Annotated in this window: 22 protein-coding genes; 21 read left to right on the top strand and 1 reads right to left on the bottom strand. The window is 42.6% G+C overall.

Going from position 1 to position 23246, the window contains the following annotated elements; translation table 11 throughout:
* The first annotated feature begins 13 nt into the window (after positions 1–13).
* The 4 genes from ACTQ1L_RS13010 (at position 14) to ACTQ1L_RS12995 (ending at position 5037) form a co-directional block, all read left to right on the top strand.
* On the top strand, positions 14–1186 hold the full coding sequence (locus tag ACTQ1L_RS13010; RefSeq protein WP_441367593.1) for a PucR family transcriptional regulator: 1173 nt from the start codon (positions 14–16) through the stop codon (positions 1184–1186).
* Between the two features lie 281 nt (positions 1187–1467).
* Complete coding sequence (locus ACTQ1L_RS13005; protein ID WP_441367592.1) at positions 1468–2823, top strand: Na+/H+ antiporter NhaC family protein; 1356 nt, start codon at positions 1468–1470, stop codon at positions 2821–2823.
* Positions 2824–2894: 71 nt separating this feature from the next.
* Positions 2895–3515 (top strand): AAA family ATPase, encoded by a 621-nt coding sequence (locus tag ACTQ1L_RS13000; RefSeq protein WP_441367591.1) that lies wholly within the window; start codon positions 2895–2897, stop codon positions 3513–3515.
* A gap of 82 nt (positions 3516–3597) precedes the next feature.
* Positions 3598–5037, top strand: a complete 1440-nt coding sequence (locus tag ACTQ1L_RS12995; RefSeq protein ID WP_441367590.1) for an aminoacyl-histidine dipeptidase — start codon at positions 3598–3600, stop codon at positions 5035–5037.
* Between the two features lie 4 nt (positions 5038–5041).
* Here ACTQ1L_RS12995 and ACTQ1L_RS12990 read toward each other — a convergent pair whose 3' ends face one another.
* Positions 5042–5923 (bottom strand): AraC family transcriptional regulator, encoded by an 882-nt coding sequence (locus ACTQ1L_RS12990; RefSeq protein WP_441367588.1) that lies wholly within the window; start codon positions 5921–5923, stop codon positions 5042–5044.
* 190 nt (positions 5924–6113) lie between these two features.
* Here ACTQ1L_RS12990 and ACTQ1L_RS12985 point away from each other — a divergent pair, with 190 nt between their 5' ends.
* The 17 genes from ACTQ1L_RS12985 (at position 6114) to ACTQ1L_RS12905 (ending at position 23242) form a co-directional block, all read left to right on the top strand.
* Positions 6114–7727 carry a glycoside hydrolase family 13 protein gene (locus ACTQ1L_RS12985; RefSeq protein WP_441367586.1) on the top strand — a complete coding sequence of 538 codons (1614 nt, stop codon included), beginning with the start codon at positions 6114–6116 and terminating at the stop codon, positions 7725–7727.
* Positions 7728–7856: 129 nt separating this feature from the next.
* On the top strand, positions 7857–8834 hold the full coding sequence (locus ACTQ1L_RS12980) for an NAD(P)/FAD-dependent oxidoreductase (protein WP_441367585.1): 978 nt from the start codon (positions 7857–7859) through the stop codon (positions 8832–8834).
* 122 nt (positions 8835–8956) lie between these two features.
* Entirely contained in the window at positions 8957–10189 is a 1233-nt protein-coding gene (locus ACTQ1L_RS12975; protein ID WP_441367583.1) for an O-acetylhomoserine aminocarboxypropyltransferase/cysteine synthase family protein, read from the top strand.
* Positions 10190–10291: 102 nt separating this feature from the next.
* Complete coding sequence (locus ACTQ1L_RS12970) at positions 10292–11161, top strand: 4Fe-4S binding protein (protein ID WP_441367581.1); 870 nt, start codon at positions 10292–10294, stop codon at positions 11159–11161.
* 93 nt (positions 11162–11254) lie between these two features.
* Positions 11255–11500: a sulfurtransferase TusA family protein gene (locus ACTQ1L_RS12965; RefSeq protein ID WP_012741768.1), complete on the top strand. Its 246-nt coding sequence runs from the start codon at positions 11255–11257 to the stop codon at positions 11498–11500.
* Positions 11501–11502: 2 nt separating this feature from the next.
* Positions 11503–11820: a thioredoxin family protein gene (locus ACTQ1L_RS12960; RefSeq protein WP_441367579.1), complete on the top strand. Its 318-nt coding sequence runs from the start codon at positions 11503–11505 to the stop codon at positions 11818–11820.
* Positions 11821–11903: 83 nt separating this feature from the next.
* Positions 11904–12110, top strand: a complete 207-nt coding sequence (thiS, locus tag ACTQ1L_RS12955; protein ID WP_012741770.1) for a sulfur carrier protein ThiS — start codon at positions 11904–11906, stop codon at positions 12108–12110.
* A complete protein-coding gene (locus ACTQ1L_RS12950; RefSeq protein WP_441367577.1) occupies positions 12110–12949 on the top strand; it encodes a HesA/MoeB/ThiF family protein in 840 nt (279 codons plus the stop codon). Before thiS ends, ACTQ1L_RS12950 begins: the two co-directional genes overlap by 1 nt.
* Before the next feature lie 24 nt (positions 12950–12973).
* Positions 12974–13405 carry a M67 family metallopeptidase gene (locus ACTQ1L_RS12945; RefSeq protein ID WP_441367575.1) on the top strand — a complete coding sequence of 144 codons (432 nt, stop codon included), beginning with the start codon at positions 12974–12976 and terminating at the stop codon, positions 13403–13405.
* 132 nt (positions 13406–13537) lie between these two features.
* Complete coding sequence (locus tag ACTQ1L_RS12940) at positions 13538–14137, top strand: biotin transporter BioY (protein ID WP_012741773.1); 600 nt, start codon at positions 13538–13540, stop codon at positions 14135–14137.
* Positions 14138–14216: 79 nt separating this feature from the next.
* Positions 14217–14879 carry a precorrin-2 dehydrogenase/sirohydrochlorin ferrochelatase family protein gene (locus tag ACTQ1L_RS12935; protein ID WP_321111458.1) on the top strand — a complete coding sequence of 221 codons (663 nt, stop codon included), beginning with the start codon at positions 14217–14219 and terminating at the stop codon, positions 14877–14879.
* Between the two features lie 84 nt (positions 14880–14963).
* Positions 14964–15980 (top strand): hydroxymethylbilane synthase, encoded by a 1017-nt coding sequence (hemC, locus tag ACTQ1L_RS12930; RefSeq protein WP_441367573.1) that lies wholly within the window; start codon positions 14964–14966, stop codon positions 15978–15980.
* Between the two features lie 127 nt (positions 15981–16107).
* A complete protein-coding gene (gene cobA, locus ACTQ1L_RS12925; protein WP_441367571.1) occupies positions 16108–17754 on the top strand; it encodes a uroporphyrinogen-III C-methyltransferase in 1647 nt (548 codons plus the stop codon).
* 103 nt (positions 17755–17857) lie between these two features.
* Positions 17858–19144: an O-acetylhomoserine aminocarboxypropyltransferase/cysteine synthase family protein gene (locus tag ACTQ1L_RS12920; RefSeq protein ID WP_321111455.1), complete on the top strand. Its 1287-nt coding sequence runs from the start codon at positions 17858–17860 to the stop codon at positions 19142–19144.
* A gap of 121 nt (positions 19145–19265) precedes the next feature.
* A complete protein-coding gene (locus ACTQ1L_RS12915; protein WP_441367568.1) occupies positions 19266–21293 on the top strand; it encodes an EAL domain-containing protein in 2028 nt (675 codons plus the stop codon).
* A gap of 397 nt (positions 21294–21690) precedes the next feature.
* Positions 21691–22008 (top strand): rhodanese-like domain-containing protein, encoded by a 318-nt coding sequence (locus tag ACTQ1L_RS12910; protein WP_321111452.1) that lies wholly within the window; start codon positions 21691–21693, stop codon positions 22006–22008.
* 82 nt (positions 22009–22090) lie between these two features.
* The gene (locus ACTQ1L_RS12905; RefSeq protein ID WP_321111450.1) at positions 22091–23242 is read left to right on the top strand and encodes a THUMP domain-containing class I SAM-dependent RNA methyltransferase; all 1152 of its coding nucleotides are present in this window, start codon (positions 22091–22093) and stop codon (positions 23240–23242) included.
* Positions 23243–23246: the final 4 nt, after the last annotated feature.

Raw genomic sequence — 23246 nt, 5'->3', positions numbered from 1 at the left:
GAGGTAATAATTCATGTTTCAGTGCAAGGATTTACTTTCGCTTACGACTTTGTCGCAGGCGAAGGTTATCGCCGGAAAAGGCGGTATGGAAAAAGGCATCAGGTGGTCTTATAAGGCAGAGAATATCAATTTTGAGAAATGGGTGCGGGGAAAGGAGCTTCTTATAGTGAGCAGCCCTGTCACACAGAGGAAAAATTTTGATTTGTACAAGACAATAAAGAAAGCGATAGAGCTTCAAATGTCATGTGCGCTTCTGCTGGTTGGAGAAAACTATGTGACGCAGATAGATGATAAGGTAATTGATTTAGCGGAAAAGAATGATTTTCCGCTTTTTACCATGCCCTGGGATGTGCCGCTTTTGGATTTTTTTGAGGAGCTGGGGCATGCGATTTCATATCTGGATGACAGAAAGGATATAGAGGACAGTCTGCTTGCCGAGATTATTTTTGGAAACAGTATTAATACGACAAGCATAGAGCAGAAGTGTATACAGATGGGATATGAAAAAAGTGTGCTTAAGCAGGTGTTTGTACTGCATATAGCAGGCAATATAATAAACAATGATCAGATAAGAAGCTATGCGCAGACCTTAAAGGATTATTTTAAGGCTGCTGATTATCAGGCGATTGTGTCATGCTATGGAGACAGAATAATCGGTTTCATGAATGACTGCACGGACAAAAGAGATGTAATTGTGGATATTTTCACGAAATTTGATGCTTTTTTGAAAAATGAGTACAGTGATATACGCTATACACTTAACATAGGTGAAAAATGTGATAATATCTCAAAGCTTCAAAAGAGCTTTCATGAGACATCAAAGACCAATGCCGTGCTTGAACATATAGACAGGACGAATGAGATTGTCTTTTATGATCAGATGGGATTTTACAGGATGCTCATGGCATATGAGAATACCGCACCTATGAAGAGGTTTGCGGAAGAGGTGCTTGGTGAGATAATTGCATATGAGAGGAAGGCTCACACTCAGCTTATGGAGACTATGTGGACGTATTTTGAGTGTGACTGCAATCTGCAGAGGACTGCGGATAAGCTTTTTTCACATAAAAATACTGTGAAGTACAGGCTGCAGAGAGTAGAACAGCTCACAGGCAGAAGCTTTGCAGACCGCTTTGACAGCCAGGAGCTGTATAATGCGCTGATGATTTATTATTATCTGCAGTGATAGAGTGATAGGACTTAGGGAGGTTACATTAGAAATCCATCGGATAATGACTTGAGCCATGATGCCTTAAGTTTTTGGGTGGATTTGTTACGTGGGAACAAAATCGCAAAGCAGGTTTTGTTTACAAGAGACGAAAATACAGCCAAATTTACATGAGCTATTGATTTGGCAGGCAGATAAATATAATATGTGTTCAACGAAAGGCAACGGGGCCGGAGGATTAGAATCCTTCGGTCCTTTTTGCAGTATATGATGCCTGGAAAGAGAGGAATATAAAGATTATGAGCTATGGACTAATTGCAACATTGATTGTAGTGGCGATTGTCGTCGGTGCAATCACAACAAAAAAATGTGAGGCTTTCCTGATTGCAGGATCTATGGTGGGAGCTGTTGTTCTCTGGAAACAGGATTTCCTGTCAAAATGGGTAAGCACACTCGAGGGTGTGATGAGTGATGAGGCATATGTCATTTTGATATGCGGACTTTTCGGAAGTCTTGTCGCTTTGCTTACTGCTTCAAAAGGAAGCTTTGGTTTTACAAAGATTGTGTCAAAGCTTTGTAATTCAGAAAGAAAGACACTTTTTACCACATTTATTTTAGGAATATTGATTTTCGTGGATGATTACCTGAATGTTTTATCAATAGGAACAGCCATGAAGGGCACATACGATAAAAAGAAGGTGCCAAGAGAGGCTCTTGCATATCTGCTGGACAGCACAGGCGCTCCGGTCTGTGTATTGATACCGTTCTCTTCTTGGGCAGCGTATTTTGGAGCTATTTTCCTTCAGCAGGATTGTGTGAATAAGCTTGCAGGTGGAAGCCTGATGAAGACATATATGATGGCAATTCCATATTGTGTTTATCCGCTTGTGGCTCTTTTAATAGTATTCCTTTTCTGTATGGGATGGTTTCCAAAGCTTGGAGGCATGAAGAAAGCATATGAGCGTGTTGCTGCTACAGGAAAAACATACAGCGATATAAGCAGAAAGTACAATATAGGCTCTGAGTACGGCGAGGACGAGGGCAGAAGTGTATGGTATTTCATCATTCCGCTTGCTATACTGGTAGGTGTGGCAGTTGCAACAGGCGATCTGGTTGTGGCAGCAGTTATTGCAATAATTGTTTCTATGGTATTGTATATCGCAGGAAGGATTATGACATTTTCTGAGTTTTGGGATACATTTGTAAAGGGATTTTCAGATATGCTCCCGATTATCATTTTACTTATATCTGCACTTACATTCCAAAAGATTGCAAGTGAGATGAAGATGACAGAGTTCTTTGTAGATTTATGCAAGCCGTTTATGGCAGGAAGTGTATTCCCGATGATTACATTTATCATTGTAGGACTTCTGGCTTTCATGATTGCAAATGCATGGGGCGTATGTACACTTGTAGCACCGGTGCTTATACCGCTTGGGGCAAGTGTCGGAGCAAATATCGTACTTGTTATGGCTGCTATTCTTTCAGGCTGTGCATTCGGAAATCATGCATGCTTCTACTGTGACACAACAGTGCTCGCGTCAAACGGAGCAGGAATTGACAATCTTGAGCACGCAGGCTCACAGCTGCCGTATGTGCTTATCGGAGCCGGTATTTCTATAATTGGTTTTCTGATTCTGGGATTTGTGATGTAGCAGTTACACTGATGTGTGAACGGTAATTATAATTGTAGGACAATGATCCGTCAAAGGAAAAGGAGTACAGTATGGACGAAAAAAAATACGTTGTAACAATAGCAAGACAGTTTGGCAGTCTGGGACGTCCGATTGCCATGCGTATGAGCGAAAAACTCGGAGTAGAGTTTTATGACAGGGATATCGTGGAGGAGGCTGCGAAAAAGCTCAATCTTCCGGTGTCAAAAATCAATGAGATAGAGGAGAGCGCAAAGAAAAAGGTGCATTCAAACAGCTTTAGAAGGATGATGTATCCGCTTGGTACACAGGCTGACGAGCTGCAGGATAAGCTCTTTGAGGCACAGCAGAATATCATCAGATTTCTTGTGGAACGAGAGTCATGTATTATAGTAGGACGCTGCTCTGATTTTATTCTGGCTGATGAGCCGAACCTGCTTAGAATATATATCTACGCACCATATGAGGAGCGTGTGAAGAACTGTGTAAATGACCTCAATATGGATGAGAATGAGGCCAGAAAGATGATTAAGGCTGTAGATGAGGCGAGGGATCATTATCATATGCACTATGCGGGCTTTCTGCCAAATGACCAGAGATTTAAAGAAATCATGATTGACAGCAGTATGCTCGGTACAGAAGGGACAGCCGACTATCTGGTCGATGCCGTAAAGAGAAGATTTGGACTTGAATAATACATATACAATTAAATACCGGATTGTGTTATAATATGTCTGTCGGCGGATTCGTCGGCAGACTTTTTTTAAGGAGAGTAAAATGAGAGTATTAACAGATTTAGAGCCAAAGAACGTTTTTTCATTTTTCGAGGATATATGCAGTATTCCTCATCCATCATACAAGGAAGAGAGAATCAGTAATTATCTGGTGGAGTTTGCAAAGGCAAGAGGCCTTGAGCATTACCAGGATGAGCTTCACAATGTGATAATCATAAAGGAAGCATCAGAAGGATATGAGGATGTGGAGCCAATCATACTGCAGGGGCACATGGATATGGTTTGCGAGAAGGCACCTGACTGTGATAAGGATATGGACGAGGAAGGCCTAGACCTTTTGATAGATGGTGATTTTATCTCGGCAAAAGGCACTACACTCGGTGGAGATGACGGTATCGCGGTGGCATATGCGCTTGCTATTTTGGACGATGACAGCCTGTCACATCCACGCCTTGAGTTTGTATGCACTGTATGCGAGGAGGTCGGCATGGAGGGTGCTACAGGCATCGATGTGTCTATGCTTAAGGGAAAGAAGCTTCTTAATATGGACAGCGAGGAGGAGGGCGTGATGCTCGCAAGCTGCGCCGGTGGATGCAGAGCCGATGTGAAGCTGCCGGTAGAGAGAGAGACTGTGAGCGGAACAAAGCTTACTGTGAGCTTATCAGGTCTCACAGGCGGACACTCAGGCTCAGAGATTGATAAGGGAAGGGGCAATGCCAATACTCTTATGTCCAGACTGCTTCGCGACGCATCGGCACCTGTAGCTATAGCTTCTATAGAGGGCGGCAGAAAGGATAATGCCATTCCAAGAGAGTGTACTGCACAGATTATTGTAGCACCTGATGAGGCTGCGGCAGTGAAGGCTTCGATAGAACAGGCAGCAGCTGAGATTGCGGAGGAGTTTAAGGCATCTGATCCTGACCTTAAGCTGACTGTGTCAGAGGAGACTGACTGCAGTGAGTCAGCTATAAGTGCAAAGGATAGCGCAAGGGTTATCGCACTTATCGAGGCACTGCCAAACGGCATCATCAGAATGAGCCGGGAAATAGATAAGCTTGTTGAGACCTCACTTAATCTTGGAGTTTTAAAATCAGACGATGCTGCTGTCACTTTAAGATACGCAGTCAGAAGCTCTGTCGGTGTGGCTAAAAAGAGCCTTAAGAACCAGCTTGTATGCATAGCAGGCGCTTTTGCGGCAGAGGTTACATTTGAGGGTGATTATCCTGCATGGGAGTACAAGAAGGATTCAAAGCTCCGCGAGGATATGGTACGGATTTTTGAGGAGATGTATGGCAAAAAGCCTACAGTTGAGGCTATTCATGCCGGTGTCGAGTGCGGTCTTTTAAGCGGCAAGATTGAAGGACTCGACTGCATATCAATGGGACCGGACATGTATGATATCCATACGACTGAGGAGAGGCTTTCCATATCCTCTGCAAAGAGGTCATATGAGTATATACTCAGAGTGATTGCGTGCAAATAAATAGTTATTCAAGGCTTTTGATAAAGGAAAGAGGTGTCATATGATACCTCTTTTTAAATGCCCTGTGAAAATAGCTCAGATTGTGAAATCCGACAGACAGTGAGACATCTAAAACTGAGGTGTTGCCGCGCTCGAACTGTTCTACGGATTTTTCAAGACGCACATTGTTGATATACTGCACGCAGGTCATGTTCATGTGTTTTTTGAAGAAACGCATGAAGTGGTATTCACTGAAATAGCAAAGCCCGGCAAGCTCTGCAACCTGGATGCTTTCGGCATAGTGCACCTCGATGTAATCGAGCACATTTTTTAGCTTATCGGAGGATGTGTTGACACCGAAATCAGCATTTTTTTCACTGTATTGCAGCAATAGAAATATTGCCTGAAGCAGAAATGCCTTTAGAGCCAGCTCATAGCCGAATTCCTGACCGGAGTATAGATTTGTTATGCGCATGAAGCATTTGCAAAGGGATGAATATGCCGGATGCTTCGGTGCAATCAGGTAAGGCATGGCAAACTCATGGTTGATTAGCGGAGTCAGATATCTTGAAGAGCATATATCGGTATTGTTTCCACCTAAAAAATTGATATGGAATACATACGTTTCCGAGTAAAATTCGTCGCAGTCTCTTATTGAAATGGAATGCAGCAGCAGTGGCGGGATAAAGATGATATCGCCTTCCTTTGCTTCATATTCGAGCAAATCAATCTGATAGGTGCATGAGCCCTTTGTAATCAGTGTGAGCTCTGCCTCATCGTGCCAGTGTGTAGTGATGACAGGGTAATCTGCTGCAAGTCTTGTTATATATTTCTGAACGGGGAAAAATACTTCTCCGTGCTTTGCGTTTTCTTTCTGCCCGAGGGCAGGCAGATTATTGTTTTTCATATTGTTGTTTCTCCATAGCTTTTAAAACTATACCCTTTAAAATTATAAGAGCAGTATTGTGTTATAAAATGAAAAAATATTGCAAGAATTTATACTAAACCCTTTCTATAATAGCAGTATAATACATCGAGGCGAAGTGCTCAAGATGTAAATGAGTGCAAAATTTATGATTAGATAAGAGGTACATATTATGGAGAGAAAATGGTGGCATGATAAGGTGGTATATCAGATTTATCCAAAGAGCTTTCAGGATTCTAACGGAGACGGCTTTGGTGATTTACAGGGTATCATCAAAAGGCTTGATTATCTTGAGACGCTTGGAATCAATGCAATATGGCTTTCGCCGGTATTCAAATCACCGCAGGCGGACAACGGTTATGACATTTCGGATTACAGGGATATTGATCCGACGTTTGGCAGTCTCGATGATATGGAGGAGCTCATAAACGAGGCCAAGAAGCACAATATAAGGATTATGATGGATCTTGTATTAAATCATTCTTCAAACGAGCACAGGTGGTTCAAGGAGGCTAAAAAGAGCAAGGACAATCCATACCATGACTACTATATTTGGAGAGACGGAGATGAAGGCGTGCCGCCAAGTGATATGAAGGCTTGTTTCGGTGGAAGCGCATGGGAATATGTGCCGGAAATTGGACAGTATTATTTCCATCAGTTTTTACCGGAGCAGCCGGATTTAAACTGGGAGAATCCAAAGGTCAGAAGAGCAATCTACGATATGATTCTCTGGTGGATGGACAAGGGAGTCGGCGGCTTCAGACTTGATGTAATCGACCAGATAGCAAAAGAGCCGGACAAGAGAATCACCATAAACGGACCAAGGCTTCAGGAATATTTTAAGGAACTGAGCAGGGAGACCTTCCAGAAGGGCGACCTGATTACTGTAGGTGAGGCATGGGGCGCAGACACAGAGCGCGCAAAGCTTTACAGCAATCCGGATGGCAGCGAGTTTTCTATGGTGTTCCAGTTTGAGCACATAGGGCTTGATCAGAAGGAGGGCGGCGAGAAATGGGACCTTGCACCGCTTCCGTTTAAAAAGCTCAAAAAGATAATGGCTCACTGGCAGAATGAGCTCTACAACTGTGGCTGGAACAGTCTGTTCTGGGACAATCATGACCTGCCGCGTATCGTGTCAAGATGGGGCAATGACGGGGAGTACAGAGTGGAATCTGCAAAGATGCTTGCTATATTGCTGCACGGCATGCAGGGTACACCATACATATATCAGGGCGAGGAGCTGGGCATGACAAATGTACAGTATGATATCGAGGATTATAAGGACTGTGAAATCATAAACATGTACCATGAGCGCCTTGAAAAAGGATACTCAAAGGATGAAATCATGAAGTCCATTTACGCAAAGGGCCGTGACAATGCGAGGACACCTATGCAGTGGGATGACTCGGCAAATGCCGGCTTCACCACAGGAACACCTTGGATAAAGGTAAATGACAATTACGACAAAATAAATGCCAAATCACAGGTGGATGACCCTGATTCAATCTTTAGCTGCTACAAGAAGCTTGTTCAGCTGAGAAAGGATTATCCGGTATTTGTTGATGGTAAATTTACACTTTTACTTGAGGATGATGAGAATATTTTTGCATACAGCAGAAAGAATGAAGAAAAAACCATGATTGTTGTGTGCAATTTCTTTGACAAGGAGATACCAATGCCGCTTGCAAAGGAGTGTGAGGGCATGGAGGTGCTGATTTCAAATTATAAGGATACCTCTGATATGTCAGTGCTCAGACCTTATGAGGCCAGGATGTATATACGATAGATAAAATTGATACCGCTTGTTTTTATAAAGGTGTTTTATAAAAGCAGGCGGTATTATTGTATTTTTTAAGGATAATGTATATAATAAGTTACCGAAAAAATTCAATGGACGATGAAAGGAACCAATTCCATGTATGATATAATAATAATAGGCAGTGGTCCGGCAGGACTGTCTGCAGCAATATATGCAAAGAGAGCCAATCTGAATGTGGCAGTAGCAGAAAAAGAATACGAGGGAACAGGCCAGATAGCCGAGAGCGGAAATGTGAACAACTATCTGGGGCTTCCCAACATAAACGGATATGACCTGGGAGAAAAATTCAGGGAGCATGCAGTGTCTCTTGATGTAGAATTTATCGAAAAAGAAGCAGTGCAGATAGAAGCAGTGCAAAATGGTGAGAAAGAAGAATCAGTGATATACAGAGTGAAATTCGATGATGACACGATAGCAGAGGCAAGAGCGCTCATCTATACTGCAGGAGCATATCCGAGAAAGGCAGGAGTGCCGGGAGAGGATGAGTATACCGGTAAGGGAGTATCTTACTGCGCAATCTGTGACGGAGCATTCTATAAAGGAAAGACAGCCGCAGTGCTGGGCGGCGGAGATACCGCTTTGGATGATGCATTATATCTGTCCGATATATGTGAGAAGGTCTATCTGGTTCACAGAAGAGACAGCTTCCGCGGTGCACAGAGCACAGTTGAGCTCTTAAAGCAGAAAGAAAATGTAGAGCTTGTCCTAAACGAAGCAGTGACAGAAATATATGGAGAAAAAAAGCCAACAGGCATAAAACTTAAAAGTGGCAGGACACTGGCTGTAGACGGAGTATTCGTGGCATATGGCTCAGTACCGCAGTCAGAGCTTATAAAGAATCTGGTGCAGCTTGATGCGAGAGGATATGTAGTGGCAGGTGAGGACGGCATCACATATGCTGCAACAAAAAATGGTGACCATGATAGAAACGTCCAGCCGGGACTGTATGTGGCGGGAGATGTCCGTACCAAGACACTGCGTCAGGTGGTAACTGCAGTATCTGACGGAGCAAATGCCGCAACGACAGCCGCAGAGTATTTAATGGACATTAATGGCTATAAACAAAATATATAACCACGCACAAATAATTTGTATAACTGATAGCATTGACTTTCAACCCACACGTTTGTATAATAATCTCATCAATTCCTAGTAACACAATAGACTATGTAAGAATTAACGAGAAGAAGAATACAATGAGATTTAATACAAGCTTACTTCATGCCGGCGTGACAAAAGAGACAAATGGCTCTACACTGCCACCGGTATATCAGACAAGCGCCTTCGAGCAGGAGAGCGCGGCAGATCTGGAAAAAATATTTGAAAACAAAGCTCCGGGCTACTGTTACACAAGAGTTGCCAATCCTACGATTACAGCTTTTGAGAACAGAATAACAAAGCTCGAGGGAGGAATAGCATCGGTGGCATGCGCATCAGGCATGGCGGCACTGATGAATACCTTCTTAAATATACTAAGCAGTGGAGATGAGCTCATCTCAAGCGCCAGCCTCTACGGTGGCACAATAGATTTGTTCCATGATCTTGAGGCCTTCGGCATCACAACCAGATATGTCGAGAACAACAACTGGCAGCAGATAGAGGACAGCATCAATGGGCATACCAGACTGATTTTTGCAGAGACTATCGGTAATCCCTGTCTGGATGTCACAGATATTGAGAAGCTTGCAGAGATAGCACACGCACATGATATACCGCTTGTAGTTGACAATACCACATCGACAGCTTACCTGATACAGGTTTTAAAGCATGGAGCTGATATCGTGGTCAATTCATCTTCCAAATATATAAATGGAAGCAGCAATGCAATCAGTGGTATTCTGACAGACTCAGGTAAGTTCAAATGGGACAAGAACAGATATCCGGGTTTTGCAGATTATGTGAAGTATGGACCTATGGCATTTGTCGCAAAGCTGAGAAACAGTCTTTTCAGAAATATGGGTGCCTGTTTAGCTCCGGTGAATGCATACTTAAATATTATAGGACTTGAGACACTCGGTCTTAGAATGGAAAGAGAATGCTCTAATGCACTCGAGCTTGCGTCGTGGATAGAAAACAATTATCCTGACATAAAGGTTAATTATCCGGGGCTTGAGAGCAGCAAATGGCATGAAATAGCAAAAAAACAGCTCACAAACGGCTATGGAGCAATCCTTACAATCAGGGTTGGCAGCAAGGAAAAGGCATTTAAATTTATAGACAGCCTGACGATTCCATACACACTCAGCAATATCGGAGATACAAAGACACTTGTCATTCATCCGGGCTCCACAATCAGTCTTCACAGCACAGATAAGCAGAAGGAGGATGCAGGAGTATTTGAGGATCTTATAAGAGTCAGCGTGGGTATCGAGGATATAGATGACCTGAAGGAGGATTTTGCACAGGCTTTTGCAAATATAGCTGATTAAGCCATCATAATAAGGTATCAATGTGTATGCAAATGAGAGCGTGCATATGCATTTACATATAAAACAAAACATTAACATATTTACACAGTAAGGAGATTAAAAATGGCGGAGAAAGTTGATTACGCGGCCCTAAAAAAGGGCGGATTCATGAGACAGAAGCAAAAGGGCTGTTTCTCACTTAGAATTGCGGTTGTAGGAGGAAATCTTACAGCAGAAAATATCAAAACAGTAGCAGAGGTTGCTGAGAAATACGGACACGGATATGTTCATATGACATCGCGTCAGGGTATTGAGATTCCTTTTATCAAGGTTGAGGATATCAATGTGGTAAAAGAGGAACTGGCAAAGGGTGGTGTAGGAACAGGTGTCTGCGGACCAAGAGTACGTACTGTCACAGCGTGTCAGGGCTCAGAAATCTGTCCTAGCGGATGTATCGATACATACACTCTGGCTAAGGAACTTGATGAAAGATACTTCGGAAGAGAGCTTCCTCACAAGTTCAAGTTTGGTGTCACAGGCTGTCAGAACAACTGCTTAAAGGCTGAGGAAAACGATGTCGGAATCAAGGGCGGCATGACAGTAGAGTGCAGCCATGACGATTGTATCCAGTGTGGTGTATGTGTGAAGGCATGCCGCGAGGGTGCGCTTAGCATGGAGGATGGCAGGATTGTCATAGACAGAGACAAATGTAACAACTGTGCGCGCTGCGTAAAGAGCTGTCCGACAGATGCATGGAAGGGAACTCCGGGATATATCGTATCGTTTGGAGGACTTTTCGGAAACCACATCTATAAAGGAGAGCAGCTTGTTACAATTATCCGCGACAAGGAAACTCTTTTCAGAGTGACAGATGCAGCGATTAGTTTCTTCGAGAAGCATGCAAACGGTGGTGAGCGTTTCAGACTTACTCTTCAGAGAGTGGGCGAGGAAGAGTTTAAAAAAGAGATTCAGGCAGCATACGAGGGTAAATAATTCCCATGTATAGCAGGAAATATCCGGCATGCATAAACAACAATGGTTACGGCAAAAATATAATAAATATGAGTATAGGAAGGGAGATGCAAAATGGCAGATATAGCATTCGACGATCAGGTAGATATAACTGACAAGGTTTGCCCTCTTACATTTGTAAAGGCAAAGGTAGCAATAGAGGAATTAGATGACGGTGAGGTGCTTGCAATCCGTATGAATGATGGAGAGCCGGTACAGAATGTTCCAAGAAGCATGAAGGAAGAGGGACACAAGATACTTAAGCTCGAGGACAACGAGGATGGAACATACACTCTTTACGTCAGAAAGGTTGAGGACTAATCATGGCAGCAAGAATTTCAAAGGCGGATTTCGATGAAAAAGTATTAAAAAGCAAGCTTCCGGTAATTGTTGATTTTTACTCGGATTCATGTGTGGCCTGCAAGAAGCTGGCACCGGTTCTCGGAAATATCGAGGATGATTATGAGGATAAGCTTCACGTATACAAGGTCAACACAAACTTTGACGGAGAGCTCGCTGATGAGTATGAGGTGACTGCGAATCCGACACTGCTTTTCGTAAAAGACGCAGAGGTCTTAGATAGAAAGGTCGGCGCACAAAAGCCTGCCGATTTGAAAGCATGGGTTGAAGAATTATTATAGTTTTTAGATTATTATATAAAGCAGTCCGATACAGGATAATAACACATACAGATACCACAATCTGTGACACAGGAGGAAATAAAATGACTATCACAGTAGCAGGAGAGAAGAAAGAATATAAGGATGGACTTACATTACCGGAGCTTATCGAACTTGAGAATGTAGATATGCCTGAGTATGTAACAGTTTCAATAAATGAGGAATTTGTTGCCACAGAGGATAAGCCAAAGACAGTGCTTAAGGATGGCGACAATGTAGAGTTCCTTTACTTCATGGGAGGTGGATGCTAATGGCAATGACTGATGAGCAGATCGAGCGCTATTCACGCCACATTATCCTTAATGAGGTGGGCGTTAAAGGTCAGAAGAAATTATTAAAGGGCAAGGTGCTTATTATCGGTGCCGGCGGACTTGGAGCTCCGGCAGCCATGTATCTTGCAGCAGCAGGAGTTGGCACAATCGGTATTGTGGATGCGGATGAGGTAGATTTATCCAACCTGCAGAGACAGATTATCCACGGAACAGCCGATGTGGGCAAAGCCAAGGTAAAGTCAGCAAAAGAGACAATGAACGCCATGAACCCGGATGTTCAGGTCAATACATACCGTATGTTTGTAGATGCGTCAAATATCAGAGAGCTTATCAGGGATTATGATTTCATCATCGATGGAACTGACAATTTCCCGGCAAAGTTCTTAATCAACGATGCATGTGTGCTTGAGAAAAAGCCGTTTTCACATGCAGGAATCATCCGTTTCAAGGGTCAGCTCATGACATATGTGCCGGGAGAGGGACCTTGCTACAGATGTGTATTCAAGAATCCGCCACCAAAGGATGCAGTGCCTACATGTAAGCAGGCAGGCGTTATCGGAGCTATGGGCGGAGTAATCGGTTCGCTTCAGGCTATGGAGGCTATCAAGTATTTAATCGGTGTTGGAGAGCTGCTCACAGGATATCTGCTTACATATGATGCACTCACCATGGAGTTCCACAAGATTAAGCTTCCAAAGGATACACACAACTGTGCAGTCTGTGGCGACCATCCGACTATTCTCGAGCCAATCGACTACGAGCAGGAGATCTGCGAGGAGACAGCGGGCAGATTTGATGCACCTCGTACACAGGAATAAAAAGACAGTAAGGAAAGGAACGATATGAGTATCATAAGAATGAAATATCCGTTTCTGGATGAAATAGCAAAATATGCTAAAGAGCATCTGCCGGAGGAGGCGTGCGGTCTGATAGCAGGCAGTGAGGACGAAAACGGTCGTCTCATCACAAAGGTATATTACCTGACGAATACAGACCATGCCGAGGACCATTTCACAATGGATCCAAAGGAGCAGCTGGCAGCCATAAAGGACATGAGAGCAAACGGCCTTAAGCCACTTGGCAACTGGCATTCACACCCGTCTAGCCCTTCAAGGCCATCGGATGAGGATATTAAGCTTGCATACGATTCAAGTGCGAGCTACATGATAATGTCGCTTATGGCAGAAAATCCTGTAATCAACTCGTTTCATATCGAGGGTGGACAGGTCACGAAAGAGGATTTACGAATATATTCTGATGAATATTACTTCTAAATCATATGTTAATGTTTTGAGTCGCAGCGAAAGCTGCAAAGAAAAGTCAGCTTCATCGAAGATGGCTTTTCTTTTTTAGAGAAAGATGTTATTATAGCATGTATATTTAATAAAACGAAAGAGCGTGCGAAAATGAAATTAAAAACGAAGGAACTTACAACATGTGCACTTTTTGCGGCACTTATAGCAGTTGGAGCATTTATCAAGATTGATATTCCGCTTCCTATGTACACCATGCATTTTACATTACAGTGGTTCTTTGTGCTGATGGCAGGATTTCTGCTGGGGGCAAAGCTGGCATCGCTTAGCGTGATAGTATATTTGTGCATCGGACTGGTGGGAGTGCCTGTATTTGCGGCAGGCGGCGGCCCTACATATATTTTAAGACCTGGCTTTGGGTTCCTCCTAGGCTTTGTGCTTGCCGCATTTTTAATCGGAGCTATCACAGAAAAGCTTAAAAAGACCAATGCGTTTACACTTATTCTTCCGGCAACGGTCGGACTGGTGGCATATTATACAGTTGGAGCAATATACTTTTACTGCATGAAGAATTTCTATGCGGCAACACCTGTCAGCTGGGGCATAGTAATAGTAGATTACTGTCTGATAACTGTTGCACCGGACTTTATATTATGCGTATCGGCAGCAGTGTTTTCTGCCAAGCTTCGTCCTGTTTTTGAAGGAATGCTCAATGGATACAGTGTGAAGCATAAGGCAAAAAATAAAGCATAAAGCGTATAATAAAGTATAAAATAAGGCATGAAATAATATATGAAATAAAGTATGGATATGGTATTACAGGGAGATAAAAATGGCGTATTTTCCGATGTTTGTGGATATGACGGAAAGAGAGTGTCTGATCGTCGGCGGTGGAAATGTGGCATACCGCAAGGTGATTGTAATGCTGGATTTTGGCGCGAAGGTCACGGTTGTGGCAGAGGATATATGTGATGAGCTGAGAAAGCTTACAATTGATGATATAGCAAGCGAGGATAAAACGGGCTCATATACGGCAAATAAAGAAAACAATCAGACGGACCCGGATGCAGCAGATAGAATTACGTTCATAAAAAGAAGGTTTGAACGAAAAGACTGTGACGGCATGGAAATGGTTATCGCTGCCACTGATGACAATGCTTTAAATCATGAGATTGCAGAGTATTGCAAAACTAATGGCATCATGGTAAATGCGGTCGATCAGAAGGCTGATTGCAGCTTTATTTTTCCGTCATACATAAAGGAAAAGAATCTTGTTGCGGCATTTTCGAGCGGAGGAAACAGCCCTGCGCTGACTCAGTATCTGAAAGGCAAAGAGCAGGAGATTCTTACTCCGTTTCTTGGTGAGCTGAACGAATACATGGGACAGATCCGCGAAAAAGTAATAGCGCAATATGACACGGAAGCCGAGAGAAAGCGTGTGTTTAAAGAAATATTGTGTGCAGCTATTGATAATGGAAGGATTCCGGAAATATAGTTTAAAGTATGGTATTACAGATTTTAAGTTGTTGTTCATTTATAAATTATAAATGGAAAATGGCATGATCCGTAGGAGAGTAAAATGAGGTATTTAATAGGAACGAGAGGCTCAAAGCTTGCTCTTGTTCAGACTGATTACGTGATAGATAAGTTAAAAAGAGCATATCCGGATGATGATTTCGAGGCTGTTATCATAAAGACAACAGGCGATTTAGAGCAGAAAAAGGCACTCGATAAGATTGGATCAAAGGGTATCTTCGTAAAGGAGATAGAGGACGAGCTTTTATCGGGAAAGATTCATATGGCAGTCCATTCCATGAAGGATATGCCTGATGAACCGGCAGTAGGGCTTACATTTGCAAAGGCATGGAAGCGTGAAGATCCAAGGGATGTTTTGGTGCTAAAAAATGCCGCTTCACTGGATGAGCTTCCTCATGGTGCCGTGATAGGAACCGGAAGCAAGCGCAGAAAGTATCAGCTTTTAAAGCTGCGTCCTGACCTTAAGGTGGTTGGCATACGCGGAAATATCGATACGAGGCTTCGTAAGCTATATGATGGGGAAATTATATATGAAGAGGTTTCCGATAATACTGTAAATAACAATGAGATAGCTAACGAAAAACAGAATAAGTATAACGAATACAGGCTGGATGGAATCGTACTTGCAGCGGCGGGAATAAAGCGTATCGGAAGAGATTCTGAGATCACACAGTACTTTTCAGAGGATGATATGATTCCGGCTCCGGCACAGGGCACACTTGCGCTTGAGCTACGTGCTGACAATGCTAAGCTGATGGCAAAGCTTGATGCTTTGTCAGATGAGAAAACCAATCTGTGCGCAGGCATTGAGAGAGAATTTTTAAAGCGAATCGGTGGAAACTGTCATCTGCCTGTGGCTGCATACTGTGATATTGTAAGTGAAAAAGACCGAGGTAATGACAGCAACAAAAATAACAGGCTAAAGCTTCTTGCGATGTTTGGTTCAGAGGATGGAAAAAAGCTTGCAAGGACAGAGCAGGTATGGGATATTACATCAGACAGAAACAATATTGTGGAGCGTGCGGTGCACGATATTCGGTATAAATTAGAAATCGACTAAAGTTTATTATATTTAACCTGGTTTTAAACTTAAAAACATGCAGCCGATACATCAAGTGGCTCGTTTAAAAATATCAAGGCATAATTTTTAATCATAATAATTCAGTAGAAAAATAATTAGGAAAATCATGAGAGAAAACACAGGAAAAGTAGTATTAGTTGGAGCAGGACCGGGAGATACGGGCCTGCTCACTTTAAAAGGAGAAAAATATATAAAACAGGCGGATTGTCTGGTGTATGACAGGCTGTCATCACCAGAGTTTCTTTCAATGGCAAAGGCAGGCTGTGAGCTTATTTATGTGGGCAAGGAAAATCACAAGCATGTCATGAAGCAGGATGCCATAAACGAGCTTTTGTACGAGAAATCAAAATATCATGAGCTTGTAGTCCGTTTAAAGGGCGGAGATCCGTATGTCTTTGGAAGAGGCGGAGAGGAAGCTCTCTACCTGGTAGATAGAAATGTGGAGGTAGAAGTGGTACCGGGGGTCAGTTCGTCGGTTGCAGCGCTTGCAGCTGCAGGAATACCTATTACGCACAGAGGCATAGCAAAAGGCTTTCAGGTCATCACTGCGCACAGCAGAAAGGATGAGGAGGCAGATATAGACTATTCCCTTCTTACAGATGAGACAATCACCTGCGTATTTTTGATGGGACTTGCGCATGTAAAAAGCATTGCAGCAGGGCTTATGAAAGCAGGACGAAGAGCGGATACTCCGGCAGCAGTGATATCGAACGGCACACTTGCCGCGCAGCGCAAATGTATAGGAACGCTTGCAGATATCGGAGAGAAGATTGAGGAAGCAAAGCTGACATCACCGGCTATAATCGTTGTGGGAGATGTGGTTTCTCTGAATGACAGGCTGGATTTCTTTGAAAAAAGACCACTGTTTGGAAGAAAAATCACAGTACCATATATCGAGGCTATGCCTGAGAATATTGAAGCAGGAGCAAAAGATGATGGAAGAAAATTTGAAAGCTCTAAAGCGTTAAAAAATAGTAATAACAATATCAAAACAAACGAATTGATAGCAAAATTACAGCAGCTTGGAGCAGACGTCACACCGGTTAAGACAGGCATAATAAATCCGATAATAATTCCTGAATTTGCTGATAAGGTAAGATCGGCAGACTGGATTGTTTTTACAAGCAAAAATGGTGTAAGATCATTTTTCTATAATCTGAATCTGGCAGGGGCTGACATCAGGATTATAGCAAATGCAAGGTTTGCAGTGGTGGGAAAAGCTACAGAAAAAGAGCTTGCAAAGCATCACATAAATGCAGATATTATTCTGGCAGAACAGACCGGAAAAGGACTTGCAGATGCAATGAAATTATGTATGCCGTATGTCTATGGGGAAAGTGATGAGGATACATTTGATTTAGGGAAAAATAGTACATTGGATTTAAGCAATGGTAATATATCTGATAAAATGTGCAAAGTCTGCATTTTCTCGGCACAGGAGGCTTCACCTGACCTTGAGGCAGGGCTTAAAGAAATATGTGAATTAGAAAAAATTGATGCATATGTAAATGAGCAGGCATATGAGAGTATTCCTGAAAACATTGGAAACATGGTAAGTGAAGCTGTTTTTACAAGCGCATCAAATGTGGAAAGATTTTTTCATATGCTGCCGGAGAATGCATACGTGGAAACAGCATACTCGATAGGTGAAAAAACAACAGCAGCATTAGAGCAGCACAATGTCAGAGAGATACTGCAAGCTGATGACAGCAGCTATGAAGCACTGGTAGATACAATATGTTATAAAGCTTAAGAATTTATGGTGACAAAAGTTATATAATCTGAATTTGTCAAAACGCGCCAAATGTAATATACTATACACAACTGAAACATTAACATATTAAAGGAGAAGCACAATGAAAGAATACAGTATAGGTACAAAGTGTGTACAGGCAGGCTATGAAGCCGGAAACGGAGAGCCGAGACAGATTCCGATTATTCAGTCAACTACATTCAAATATGACACAAGCGAGGACATGGGAAAGCTTTTTGACCTTGAGGCAGAGGGTTATTTCTACAGCAGACTGCAGAATCCAACCTGTGACACGGTAGCAAGAAAAATCGCAGCTATGGAGGGTGGCACTGCTGCCATGCTCACATCATCAGGACAGGCAGCCAATTTCTATGCCATGTTCAACATATGTGAGTGCGGAGACCATATCGTGGCATCATCATCCATATATGGAGGCACCTTCAACCTCATCGCGGTAACTATGGCAAAGATGGGTATTACAGCTACATTCGTATCTCCTGATGCTACAGAGGAGGAGCTGAATGCAGCATTCAGACCGAACACAAAGCTTATGTTTGGTGAGACTATTGCCAATCCTGCGCTTACGGTGCTTGATATAGAGCTTTTTGCAAAGGTGGCACACGAGCACGGAGTACCGCTTATAGTGGACAATACCTTCCCGACACCTGTAAACTGCAGACCAATTGAGTGGGGCGCAGATATTGTCACACACTCTACCACAAAGTACATGGACGGACACGGAGCCACACTCGGCGGAGCAATCGTAGACAGCGGCAAATTCGACTGGATGGCACATGCAGATAAATACCCGGGACTGTGCACACCTGACGACAGCTATCATGGCATCACATATGCAGAGAAATTCGGCAAGGAAGGTGCGTTCATCACCAAATGTACAGCACAGCTTATGCGCGATTTTGGTTCTATGCAGTCACCACAGAATGCATTTATGCTGAATCTTGGCCTTGAGTCACTTCATGTGCGTATGCCAAAGCATGTGGAAAATGGACAGGCAGTGGCTGAATTTTTGGAAAATCATCCAAAGGTTGCCTATGTAAACTACTCAGGGCTTCCTTCAAACAAATACTATGAGAGAGCACAGAAGTATCTTCCAAACGGAGGCTGCGGAGTCGTATCATTTGGCTTAAAGGGCGGCAGAGAGGCAGCGTCTGCATTTATGAAGGCATTAAGGCTTGGTGCAATCGAGACACATGTGGCAGATGCGAGAACCTGCTGCTTAAATCCGGCAACAAGCACGCATCGTCAGATGAATGATGAGCAGCTTAAGGAAGCAGGAGTGCCGGCAGAGCTTATCAGAATAAGCTTAGGTCTTGAGGACAAGGTGGATTTGATTGCAGATATCTCAAACGCACTCGACGCCATAAAATAAAAATACAAAATTTATACATAAATAAATTAAAACAAAACTTTACGGAACAGCATACTAATGATATAGTAGTGTTATGGAAAAATGATTAATTTATAGGTTGAATTATTAGTGGGAAGTATTTATGAATAAAGAAGTTGATGATAAAAAGAGTATAAAATTAGATTTGCAGGCTGCATTTGCATTCTTTGGGAAATATCTTTTCAGATATTTCCCAAAGGAAGGGTATTTGCAGCTTTCTTCTTATGTTGTTTCTACACATGATACAGCAGGCAAGATTACAGATTTAAAAAATAATCATTTTATAGACAATATTGTGGATTCTGAAAAGTTGTTTGAGGCTATGGACCGGATAGCAGACGGTGCCCAAAGTGCCACAGTAGTATTACATGCTAAAGAGGGAACGGATGCATACCGCATTTCGCTTAATTCATCTGAGTTTGACGAAGAAGGAAAGACGACGGAAGCTGTTGGGATTATAGAAAAGCTTGACCACTATACAAACCGCAGTGAAATGGTCAGTGCGCTCGGCAACAATTTCCACAGCATATATTATGTGGATGTTGATAATGATAAAGTGTACACCTACAGAGTGAAGGATGAAATACGGGGGATGTTTGGAGAGCTTCTTAAGACAATTCCGGGCTATACTCAGTTGATTACCGAGTATGTTTCAAATGTTGTTTTAGAGGAAGATAAGCTCCATATGCTTTCGGAGCTATCGGTTGAAAACCTGCGCAGACAGTTCATGATTAAGGATACGTACCAGCATGATTTCCGTATTGTAAGAGACGAACAGGTGAGATACTGCAGGGCGAAATTTGTTAATGTGTCTGGAGTAGGAGAGCTTCACAAAATGGTAGCCGGTTTTTCTGATATCAGTCCGGAGAAGCAGAGAGAGTATGATCGAATAGCGTATTCAGATCCGGTGACAGGTGAGGACAATTACGATAGCTTCAAGAAAAAGATTCGCGACAGAAGAGAGCCTGGGTATCTTTTGTCAATGGATATACATTCATTTAAGATAGTAAACTCTATCTGTGGGGTGGCCAAAGGTGATGAGACGCTAAAATGGATATCGGACAATATACTTGGCGTGATTGGAGAAAAGGATCTGGCGGGGCATATAAATGCGGACAGATTTGCCATATATTGCGCCAATGATGATATTTCAGATGTCATAAGAAAGATAGAGACAATTAACTTACAGCTTCAGAAGGTTTCTAATGCACTTAAGATTCCAAAGATTGTACCGTATTTCGGAGTTACAAGGTGGGAGCCGGGGAAAAAGGTTGAGGAAGCTTACAGTGAGGCGAATTTTGCAAAGAACCGCATTAAGGATAGAAAGGATGTGCTGTATCAGGTATACAGTCAGGCGGATACTGACAAGATACTCGAGGAAAAGCGCATGGAGGACGATTTCTATAAGGATTTGAAAGCAAAGCGTTTTGAGATATGGTATCAGCCTAAGTATGATCCGAAAACCAATGAGCTTGTCGGTGCAGAGGGACTTGTCAGATGGAGAGATTCGTCCGGCAATATTATACCGCCGGGCAGATTTATACCCTTATTTGAGAGAAACGGATTGATAAAGGTGCTTGATGAGTATGTATTCCGTACTATATGTGAGTATCAGCGGAAGTGGCAGCTGGAGGGGAAAAAAATAGTGCCGGTTTCCATCAATCTGTCAAGAGCAAGTCTGTACTTTGAGTCTGTTGTGAAAAGATATCATGACATTGCAGGCAGAATAGGTGTGAAGACGGAGCTTGTGCCGATAGAAATTACAGAGAGTGCGGCGATAGATAATGACAACATAAAGGGGCTGGCAGACAGGTTCCACAGTAAAGGCTTTCCTCTTCTTGTTGATGATTTCGGCTCAGGCTATTCGTCCCTTGCAACACTTAATATGAAGTGCTTTGATACATTAAAAATAGACAAGAGCCTCATCGATTATATCGGTGATTTAAGTGGTGAAAGACTTTTGACCCATACCATTGCTCTGGCAAAAGAGCTGGGACTTTATGTGACGGCTGAGGGTGTTGAGAAAAAGGAACAGGTTGAATTCCTGAAAAATATAGATTGTGACAGCATACAGGGCTTTTATTATTCCAAGCCATTACCGGTTGAAGAATATGAGAAGCTTTTAGGGTAGCAAAAACAGCAGGTCTCATTGATTTTCAATGAGACCTGCTGTTTTTGCTTTAAAGGAAAGCATATAGATAAAAGAGCCGACACGAATCGGCTCTTTTGAGGGGAGTATAAATAATTAATAAGAGGTATAACATTGAAAAGATTTCTCTTTTCACGATGTATTATAGATTAATGGAAACTAAAAAGCAATAGAGTATAAGAAAAATTATTAAATCTTAAGAAACTAACACGTTGATGTACTAAAGTTTGCATTGATATTACTAGACTTAAGGACTATATTGAGGGAAGCTTTGTGTGTCAAACAAAATAGTTGTATGGAAACTCATACATTATTTTCACTTTTTTTGATACATAGAATATTCTGATATAAATAGATAAATGCCGGGTGTGGTTATATTATGAAATTTAAAATAGTATACGCAGATGAACTCGATAATGTGATAGAAGCAAAAAATGCAATGCTTGTTGATATCAGGACACGCGAGGAATATGAGAAATCCCATTGGAAGGCTGCTGTCAGTCTGCCGATGGATATCACGGATTCGTACGAAGAGCTGCTTAACAGAACGCAGCCCGTGATTTTTTATTGTACGCATGGCGGCAGCAGCATGAAGCTTGCCAGATATCTGGGAAACAGGGGATTTGATACTGCAACTGTCATAGGAGGCTACAATGCTTTGTGCGGATATCAAAAAAAGTTGCAGAAATATGGCTAAAACTATTTAAAAAAAAGTGAATTTATGTAACAATAATAGATAATGATTTAAGAAAGAATATAGAAAGGCTGTTTTACAATATATGGATAAATTTGAGCTTGTTGTTCCGTGTCATTTTGGTCTGGAGGCAGTGGTAAAGAGGGAGATATATGACCTGGGATATGAGATAACACGTGTGGAGGACGGCAGAGTGTCGTTTGAAGGCGATGCTGAGGCAATATGCCGTGCAAACATATTTTTGCGCGGAGCTGAGAGAGTACTGCTTCAGGTAGGACGTTTTAAGGCAACGACGTTTGATGAGCTTTTTGAGAATGTTAAGGCGCTTCCGTGGGAGAATTTTATCCCAAAGGATGGCAAATTCTGGGTGAAAAAGGCTTCTTCCATAAAGAGTAAGCTTTTTTCACCATCGGATATACAGTCTATCGTGAAAAAAGCCATGGTTGAGAGAATGAAGAGGTCGTATCATATCGACTGGTTTCCGGAGGATGGGGCTATGTATCCGGTAAGAGTTTTCCTGTACAAGGACGAGGTGATGGTTACACTTGACACATCCGGAGATTCATTGCACAAGAGAGGCTATCGTCTTGCAACGAGCAAGGCACCGCTGACTGAGACTCTGGCAGCATCACTCATCATGCTCACACCATGGCATGCAGACAGGATACTTGTTGATCCCTTCTGCGGCAGCGGTACATTTCCGATTGAGGCAGCCATGATGGCGGCGAACATAGCACCGGGAATGAACAGGGAGTTTACGGCTGAGAGCTGGACCAATATCATACCGAGAAAGCTGTGGTATGAGTCAGTGCAGGAGGCTGAGGACATGATAGAAAAGGATGTGCAGGTTGATATCCAGGGCTATGACATCGACCCTGATGTGGTGGCGGCAGCCAGAGAAAATGCAAAGCGCGCCGGTGTGGACCACATGATTCATTTCCAGCAGAGAGCGGTGGCAGACATGCATCATCCTAAAAAATATGGATTTATCATATCCAATCCGCCTTATGGTGAGCGACTTGAGGAAAAATCAGCGCTGCCTGCACTTTATTCACAGATTGGCGAGGCGTATAAGGGGCTTGATTCCTGGTCCATGTATCTGATTACAAGCTATGAGGATACGGAGCGTTATATAGGCAGAAAAGCGGATAAAAACAGAAAAATCTACAATGGCATGATAAAGACGTACTTTTATCAGTTTATGGGTCCTAAGCCTCCAAGAAGAAAAAAGGATTAAGAAT

Origin of the sequence: Agathobacter sp. LCP21S3_B2 (assembly GCF_052118705.1) — a bacterium.
Taxonomy (GTDB): Bacteria; Bacillota; Clostridia; order Lachnospirales; family Lachnospiraceae; genus Roseburia.
Note: the sequence above shows the minus strand (reverse complement) of the source record. Positions and strands in the feature narration are given on the sequence as shown.

Coding starts and splice junctions, on each gene's coding strand:
- ACTQ1L_RS12915 (WP_441367568.1), top strand. CDS start 19,266: ATGAATAAAGAAGTTGATGATAAAAAGAGTATAAAATTAGATTTGCAG.
- ACTQ1L_RS12920 (WP_321111455.1), top strand. CDS start 17,858: ATGAAAGAATACAGTATAGGTACAAAGTGTGTACAGGCAGGCTATGAA.
- cobA (WP_441367571.1), top strand. CDS start 16,108: ATGAGAGAAAACACAGGAAAAGTAGTATTAGTTGGAGCAGGACCGGGA.
- ACTQ1L_RS12995 (WP_441367590.1), top strand. CDS start 3,598: ATGAGAGTATTAACAGATTTAGAGCCAAAGAACGTTTTTTCATTTTTC.
- ACTQ1L_RS13005 (WP_441367592.1), top strand. CDS start 1,468: ATGAGCTATGGACTAATTGCAACATTGATTGTAGTGGCGATTGTCGTC.
- ACTQ1L_RS12990 (WP_441367588.1), bottom strand. CDS start 5,923: ATGAAAAACAATAATCTGCCTGCCCTCGGGCAGAAAGAAAACGCAAAG.
- ACTQ1L_RS12940 (WP_012741773.1), top strand. CDS start 13,538: ATGAAATTAAAAACGAAGGAACTTACAACATGTGCACTTTTTGCGGCA.
- ACTQ1L_RS12960 (WP_441367579.1), top strand. CDS start 11,503: ATGGCAGCAAGAATTTCAAAGGCGGATTTCGATGAAAAAGTATTAAAA.
- ACTQ1L_RS12910 (WP_321111452.1), top strand. CDS start 21,691: ATGAAATTTAAAATAGTATACGCAGATGAACTCGATAATGTGATAGAA.
- hemC (WP_441367573.1), top strand. CDS start 14,964: ATGAGGTATTTAATAGGAACGAGAGGCTCAAAGCTTGCTCTTGTTCAG.
- ACTQ1L_RS12935 (WP_321111458.1), top strand. CDS start 14,217: ATGGCGTATTTTCCGATGTTTGTGGATATGACGGAAAGAGAGTGTCTG.
- ACTQ1L_RS13010 (WP_441367593.1), top strand. CDS start 14: ATGTTTCAGTGCAAGGATTTACTTTCGCTTACGACTTTGTCGCAGGCG.
- ACTQ1L_RS13000 (WP_441367591.1), top strand. CDS start 2,895: ATGGACGAAAAAAAATACGTTGTAACAATAGCAAGACAGTTTGGCAGT.
- ACTQ1L_RS12945 (WP_441367575.1), top strand. CDS start 12,974: ATGAGTATCATAAGAATGAAATATCCGTTTCTGGATGAAATAGCAAAA.
- ACTQ1L_RS12950 (WP_441367577.1), top strand. CDS start 12,110: ATGGCAATGACTGATGAGCAGATCGAGCGCTATTCACGCCACATTATC.
- ACTQ1L_RS12905 (WP_321111450.1), top strand. CDS start 22,091: ATGGATAAATTTGAGCTTGTTGTTCCGTGTCATTTTGGTCTGGAGGCA.
- ACTQ1L_RS12985 (WP_441367586.1), top strand. CDS start 6,114: ATGGAGAGAAAATGGTGGCATGATAAGGTGGTATATCAGATTTATCCA.
- ACTQ1L_RS12980 (WP_441367585.1), top strand. CDS start 7,857: ATGTATGATATAATAATAATAGGCAGTGGTCCGGCAGGACTGTCTGCA.
- thiS (WP_012741770.1), top strand. CDS start 11,904: ATGACTATCACAGTAGCAGGAGAGAAGAAAGAATATAAGGATGGACTT.
- ACTQ1L_RS12975 (WP_441367583.1), top strand. CDS start 8,957: ATGAGATTTAATACAAGCTTACTTCATGCCGGCGTGACAAAAGAGACA.
- ACTQ1L_RS12965 (WP_012741768.1), top strand. CDS start 11,255: ATGGCAGATATAGCATTCGACGATCAGGTAGATATAACTGACAAGGTT.
- ACTQ1L_RS12970 (WP_441367581.1), top strand. CDS start 10,292: ATGGCGGAGAAAGTTGATTACGCGGCCCTAAAAAAGGGCGGATTCATG.